The following is a 6,710-nucleotide window of genomic DNA, read 5'->3' on the forward strand; positions in this document are numbered from 1 at the left end:
GGCCGGCCTGCGGGTGCGCGACCTGGACGGGGTCGCCTACACCGCCGGCCCGGGCCTGGTCGGCGCGCTGCTGGTCGGTGCCGGCGTGGCCCGCGCCCTGGCCTGGGCGCTGGAGGTGCCGGCGATCGGCGTGCACCACATGGAAGGCCACCTGCTGGCGCCGCTGATGGAGGATCCGGACCCGGTGCACGGCGCGCCGGCGCCGCCGTTCGTGGCGCTGCTGGTCTCCGGCGGCCACACCCAGTTGATCGCGGTGGAGGCCATCGGCCGCTACCGCCTGCTCGGCGAGACCCTGGACGACGCCGCCGGCGAGGCCTTCGACAAGACCGCCAAGCTGATGGGGCTGCCGTATCCGGGTGGCCCGCAACTGGCGGCGCTGGCCACGCAGGGCACCTCGGGGCGCTTTCGCTTCGCCCGGCCGATGACCGACCGGCCCGGCCTGGACTTCAGCTTTTCCGGGCTCAAGACCCAGGTGCTGCTGGCCTGGCGCGACAGCGACCAGTCCGACGCGGTGCGCGCCGATATCGCCCGCGGCTTCGAGGACGCGGTGGTGGACACGCTGGCGATCAAGTGCGAGCGCGCGCTGGAGGCGGCCGGCAGCGACACCATCGTGGTCGCCGGCGGCGTCGGCGCCAATCTGCGCCTGCGCGCCAAGCTGCAGGCGATGGCGCAGGCCCGCGGCGGCCGTGCCTGCTTCCCGCGCCCGGCGCTGTGCACCGACAACGGCGCGATGATCGCCTTCGCCGGCGCCCTGCGCCTGCAGGCCGGCCTGCACGACACCGCGTCCGCGGTGCAGGTGACGCCGCGCTGGGACATGGCGGACTTGCCGCCATTGGCGGCAAGTCGGGAATCGGGAATGGAGAATCGGGAATCGTGAGCGGCTCACGCGCCGCTTTTGCCTCTGCTCTTACCATTCCCCACTCCCTATTCCCCATTCCCCGCTCCCCATGGATAAAGTCTTCATCGAAGGTCTGGAAATCGACGCGCTGATCGGCATCTACGATTGGGAGCGGCGGATCCGGCAGACGCTGCGCTTCGATCTTGAAATGGGCTTCGACAACCGCAAGCCCGCGGCCAGCGACGACATCGCCGACACGCTCAACTACAAGGCGGTGAGCAAGCGTCTGGTGGAACTGGTCGAGCAGTCCGGCTACGGGCTGGTGGAAACCCTGGCCGAGCGCTGCGCGGAAGCGGTGCTGCAAGAATTCGACGTGCAGTGGCTGCGGCTGAAGCTGAGCAAGCCGGGCGCGGTGCGCGGAGCGCAGGCGGTGGGGGTCATCATCGAGCGCAGCCGCGCATGAGCACGCAGGCGTCGCTGCCGTTCGCCAGCGCCGCGCCGGCGGCGCTGCCCGGCGCGCGTTTCTTCGCCGACCTGCAGCACACCCTGGCGCCGTATCCCTGGGCCTACGACGCGATGGTGATCGTGGCGCTGCTGCTGGCGGCGTGGCTGGCCAACTGGGTGACCAAGCGGATCCTGCTGCGCGGGCTGCGGCGGGTGCTGCGCGCCACCGTGCTCAGCGACAAGGAAGTGAAGCTGAGCGTGATCCCGCGCCTGGCCAACGTGATCCCGGCGCTGGTGCTGTCGCTGGGCATCGGCGCGGTGCCGCACCTGCCGGCGGCGATGGTCAGCGTGGTGCGCAACGTCTGCGCCGCCTTCATCGTGCTGACCGTGGCGCTGGCCTTGTCGCGCGTGCTGGACCTGCTCAACCACGTCTACGAGCGGCGCCCGGACGCGCACAACAAGCCGATCAAGGGCTACATGCAGTTGCTCAAGATCGTGCTCGGCGTGGTCGCGGCGGTGCTGATGGTGTCGGTGCTGGTCGACAAGTCGCCGGTGATCCTGCTATCGGGCGTGGGCGCGATGATGGCGGTGCTGATCCTGGTGTTCCAGGACACCCTGCTGTCGCTGGTGGCCAGCGTCACCATCAGTTCCAACGACATGGTCCGCGTCGGCGACTGGATCGAGATGCCGCAGCAGAACGCCGACGGCGACGTGATCGACATCGCGCTGCATACGGTCAAGGTCCAGAACTGGGACAAGACCATCACCACCATCCCGACCAAGAAGCTGATCAGCGATTCGTTCAAGAACTGGCGGGGGATGAGCGAGGCCGGCGGGCGCCGGATCAAGCGCGCGCTGTACCTGGACCAGCACAGCGTGCGCTTCCTCGACGCTGCCGAGATCGAGCAGATGCGGCAGTTGACCGTGCTGCGCGAGTACATCGACCGCAAGCGCGACGAACTCGGCGCGTGGAACGGCGCGCTGGCCGAGCGTGGGGTGGCGCCGATCAACGGCCGCCGGATCACCAACCTCGGCACCTTCCGCGCCTACGTCGAACATTACCTGCGCGCCAGCCCGCACGTGCGCCAGGACATGACCCTGCTGGTGCGGCAATTGGAACCCGGCGCCAACGGCCTGCCGCTGGAGCTGTACTGCTTCGCCAACGACACCCGCTGGGCGATGTACGAGCAGATCCAGGCGGACCTGTTCGATCACCTGCTGGCGATCCTGCCCAATTTCGACCTGCGCGTGTTCCAGGCCTCCAGCGACGCGATGTTCATGGACAGCGCGCGGATCCGCCGCGCCCCGGACGCCGTGCCGCCGCCGGCGGCTTGACGGCTGTCACGTCTGCGGGCATGTTGCGGGACAACATGCCGGCGCCTCTCGCCGCCGGCCCGCAGCAACAAGGGGCGCGATGGACTGGAGCAAGTACCGCACGGCCACCTTCGACGAGCTGATCCAGTCCGACGGGCAGCCACGTCCGGCCGCGCGCCGGGTCATCGAGTACCTGTCCAGCCTCAGTGGACGCGAATTGTCCGAACGCCAGCTCGCCGCCGATGTCGCCGCGCGGGTCATGGGCATCACCTTCACCGTCTACTCCGACGGCCGTAACGTCGATCGCACGCTGCCGTTCGACCTGATCCCGCGGGTGATCCCGCTGCACGAATGGCAGCGCACCGAGGCCGGGCTGAAGCAGCGCATGCGCGCGCTCAACCTGTTCATCGGCGACATCTACGGCGCCCAGCGCATCGTCAAGGACAAGGTGTTCCCGGCGATGCTGCTGGAGCATTCGGTGAACTTCCGCCCGCAGTGCGTGGGCATCACCCCGGCACTCGGGGTGTGGGCGCACGTGTGCGGTTCGGACCTGGTGCGCGACGCCGACGGCACGCTGTACGCGCTGGAGGACAACCTGCGCATCCCCAGCGGCGTGTCGTACATGCTCGAGAACCGCATGGTCGCCAAGCGGGTGTTCCCGGAACTGTTCGAGACCAGCGCGATCCTGCCGGTGGACGATTACCCGGCGCAGCTCTACGACACCCTGGCGGCGCTGTCGCCGCGCCCGGGCGACCAGCCGGTGATCGCGTTGCTGACCCCGGGCATCTTCAACAGCGCCTACTTCGAGCATGCCTACCTGGCGCAGGCGATGGGCATCGAACTGGTCGAGGGCGACGACCTGTTCGTGGCCGACGACGACTGCACCTACATGCGCACGGTGTACGGGCCGCGCCGGGTCGACGTGATCTACCGCCGGGTCGACGACCTGTTCCTGGATCCGGAGGCGTTCCGCGCCGATTCGGTGCTGGGCGTGGCCGGGCTGATCCGCAGCTGGCGCGCCGGCAAGGTGGCGCTGGCCAACGCGCCGGGCGCCGGCGTGGCCGACGACAAGGTGGTGTTCGCCTACGTGCCGAAGATGATCCGTTACTACCTGGACGAGGAGCCGATCCTGCCCAACGTGCCCAGCTACCTGTGCCACGACGACACCGACCGCCAGTACGTGCTCGAGCACCTGGACGAACTGGTGGTGAAGCCGGCCAACGAGTCCGGCGGCTACGGCATGCTGATCGGCCCGCGCTCGACCACGCGCCAGCGCGAGCAGTTCCGCAAGCTGATCCTGGCCGACCCGCGCAACTACATGGCGCAGCCGACCCTGGGCCTGTCCACCGCGCCGATCGTGACCGAGGCCGGGCCGGCGCCGCGGCACCTGGACCTGCGCCCGTTCATCCTGTCCCGCGAGGACGTCTACGTGACCACCGGCGGGTTGACCCGGGTGGCGATGGAGGAGGGCTCGCTGGTGGTCAATTCCTCGCAGGGCGGCGGCGCCAAGGACACCTGGGTGGTGGACCTGGACGAGGAGCTGGACTGATGCTCTCGCGCGTTGCCGACAACCTCTACTGGTTCAGCCGCTACGTGCGCCGCGCCGAGACCACCGCGCGGCTGGTCGGGGTGGGCAGCCTGCTGCAACTGGACCTGCCGCGCTCGGTGCGTTTCGCCTGGCGGCCGATGATCGACACGGTCGGCGCCGGCGAGATCTTCGCGCTGTGGTTCCCCAACGCCGGCGACGACGTCGGCGACGCCGACGTGGTGCGCTTCCTGCTGCTGGACGAACGCAATCCGTCCTCGCTGCGCAGTTCGGTGCAGTACGCGCGCGAACTGCTGCGCAGCATCCGCGACACCCTGCCGCAGGAGATCTGGGAAGCGGTCAACGACCTGCACCTGTACATCGACGCCAACGGCGAGCGCAGCGTCGGCCGCCGTTACCGCATGGAGTTCCTGGGCCACGTGACCGACGCCTGCCTGAAGGTATCCGGGCTGCTGACCGCCAACGTCAGCCGCGACATCGGCTTCCAGTTCCTGCGCCTGGGCACGGCGATCGAACAGGCCGACATGACCACGCGCATCATCGATGCCGGTGCCTCGGGCCTGATCACCCCGCGCAAGGCCGACGACCGCGAGGCCTACCAGGCCATGCAGTGGATGAGCGTGCTGCGCGCGCAGGCCGCCTACCAGATGTACCGCCGCCACGTGCGTCAGCGCGTCACCGGCGAGCAGGCGCTGCGTTTCCTGCTGCAGAACAACGACTTCCCGCGCAGCGTGCAGTTCTGCCTGGTCCGCGCCCAGCACATCCTGCCGACCATGCCGCCACGGCCGCCGGTGGAGCGCGCGCTGATGCGCATCAGCGGGCTGGTGCGCAACGCCGACCCGGCGTACCTGGCGCAGCACAACCCGGCCGGGTTCATGGACGAGATCCAGACCCATCTCGGCCACCTGCACAGCGCCATCGCCGAGGCCTACTTCAGCTCCTGAGCTGAGGCGGGTGGCCTGTGCGCCGCGCCAGCGGCCGGCCGCGGCGATCCGGGATCCACGCCGGGCCGGGCCCGGCTTTCCTTCGAGTCCCCCTAGGCGGCGCCCCTTCGCCGGCGTATGGTGCGCGGCGGCCGGGCCGGACCCGGTCGGTAGACAGTTTTATGAATAGGCGATTCCGGCGCCGGAACTTGCCCCATCGACTGGCCTCAGAGCTAGAATTGGCGGCTATGTAAACGTTTTCTCAAAGGACCCCATGGCTTCGGATCGTATCGAATCGCTCATCGCCCGCATGACCGTCGAGGAGAAGGTCGGCCAGCTCGGCGTCTTCGCCGACATGGTGCGCCCGTTCGCCCCCGACGTGAATCCGGAAGCCAACGTCCGCAATGCCGACGAGGTGCTGCAGCAGGTGCGCGCCGGCCGGGTCGGCTCGCTGTTCAACGGCGTCGGCGCGGAACTGGGGCGGCGCATCCAGCAGGTGGCGCTGGAGGAGAGCCGGCTGGGGATCCCGGTGATCCTGGCTGCGGACGTGATCCACGGCATGCGCACGGTGTTCCCGATCCCGCTGGGCGAGGCCGCCAGCTTCGAGCCGGAACTGGCCGAGCGCACCGCGCGCGCCACCGCGGTCGAGGCCACCGCTGCCGGCATCCACTGGACCTATGCGCCGGCGGTGGACATCGCCCGCGACCAGCGCTGGGGCCGCGGCGCCGAGGGCGCCGGCGAGGACGTGGTGCTGGGCTGCGCCTTCGCCGCCGCGCGCGTGCGCGGCTTCCACGGGCCGGACCTGCGCGCCGACGACGCGCTGCTGGCCACGCCCAAGCATTTCGCGGCCTACGGCGCGGTCGCCGCCGGCATGGAGTACGCCAGCGTCGACATCGCCCCGCAGACCCTGCGCGACGTGCATCTGCCGCCGTTCCAGGCCGCCTTCGAGGCCGGCGCGCTGAGCGTGATGACCTCCTTCAACGACATCAACGGTGTGCCGGCCAGCGCCAACCACGAACTGCTGACCGAGATCCTGCGCGGCGAATGGAAATTCCCCGGCGTGGTGATCTCCGACTACACCGCCGACATGGAACTGATCGCGCACGGCTATGCCGCCGACGAGCGCGACGCGACCAAGAAGGCGTTCCTGGCCGGCATGGACATGAGCATGCAGAGCGGCTTCTACGCCGCGCACCTGCCGTCGCTGGTGGAGGACGGCGAGGTGCCGATGGCGCTGCTGGATGCCTCGGTGCGCCGCGTGCTGGAACTGAAGGAAGCGATCGGCCTGCTCGACGATCCGTACCGCTCGCTGGACCCGGCGCGCGAGGCCGACCCGTCGCACATCGCCGCGCACGATGCGCTGGCGCGCGACGCGGCGCGGCGTTCGATCGTGCTGCTGAAGAACGACGGCCCGGTGCTGCCGCTGCGCAAGCAGGGCCAGAAGATCGCGCTGATCGGCCCGTTCGCGCAGGATCGCGACAACATCGAGGGCTGCTGGACCCTGTTCGGCGACAAGAGCCGCTACGTGACCCTGGAAGCCGGCGTGCGCGCCGCGCTGGCCGACGCGCAGGCGCTGACCGTGGTGCCCGGCTGCGGCCTGGAAGCGCCGCTGGACGGCGGCATCGAGGCGGCGGTGGCCGCCGCG

At 69.8% G+C, this 6,710-nt stretch carries 6 protein-coding genes; all 6 read left to right on the forward strand.

The window, feature by feature from the left end:
- Nucleotides 1-877, forward strand: an 877-nt coding sequence (tsaD, locus tag D588_RS0107085; protein ID WP_017915482.1) for a tRNA (adenosine(37)-N6)-threonylcarbamoyltransferase complex transferase subunit TsaD, incomplete at its 5' end; no start/stop codon positions are given.
- 70 nt (nucleotides 878-947) lie between these two features.
- A complete protein-coding gene (folB, locus tag D588_RS0107090) occupies nucleotides 948-1,301 on the forward strand; it encodes a dihydroneopterin aldolase (protein WP_017912042.1) in 354 nt (117 codons plus the stop codon).
- On the forward strand, nucleotides 1,298-2,617 hold the full coding sequence (locus tag D588_RS0107095) for a mechanosensitive ion channel domain-containing protein (protein ID WP_017915483.1): 1,320 nt from the start codon (nucleotides 1,298-1,300) through the stop codon (nucleotides 2,615-2,617). The genes folB and D588_RS0107095 overlap by 4 nt, the downstream gene beginning before the upstream one ends.
- A gap of 79 nt (nucleotides 2,618-2,696) precedes the next feature.
- On the forward strand, nucleotides 2,697-4,145 hold the full coding sequence (locus D588_RS0107100) for a circularly permuted type 2 ATP-grasp protein (RefSeq protein WP_017915484.1): 1,449 nt from the start codon (nucleotides 2,697-2,699) through the stop codon (nucleotides 4,143-4,145).
- The gene (locus D588_RS0107105; RefSeq protein WP_017908619.1) at nucleotides 4,145-5,086 is read left to right on the forward strand and encodes an alpha-E domain-containing protein; all 942 of its coding nucleotides are present in this window, start codon (nucleotides 4,145-4,147) and stop codon (nucleotides 5,084-5,086) included. Before D588_RS0107100 ends, D588_RS0107105 begins: the two co-directional genes overlap by 1 nt.
- 253 nt (nucleotides 5,087-5,339) lie before the next feature.
- Nucleotides 5,340-6,710, forward strand: a 1,371-nt coding sequence (locus D588_RS0107110) for a glycoside hydrolase family 3 N-terminal domain-containing protein (protein WP_017915485.1), incomplete at its 3' end; no start/stop codon positions are given.

The organism is Xanthomonas sp. SHU 308, from assembly GCF_000364645.1.
Classification (GTDB): domain Bacteria; phylum Pseudomonadota; class Gammaproteobacteria; order Xanthomonadales; family Xanthomonadaceae; genus Xanthomonas_A; species Xanthomonas_A sontii.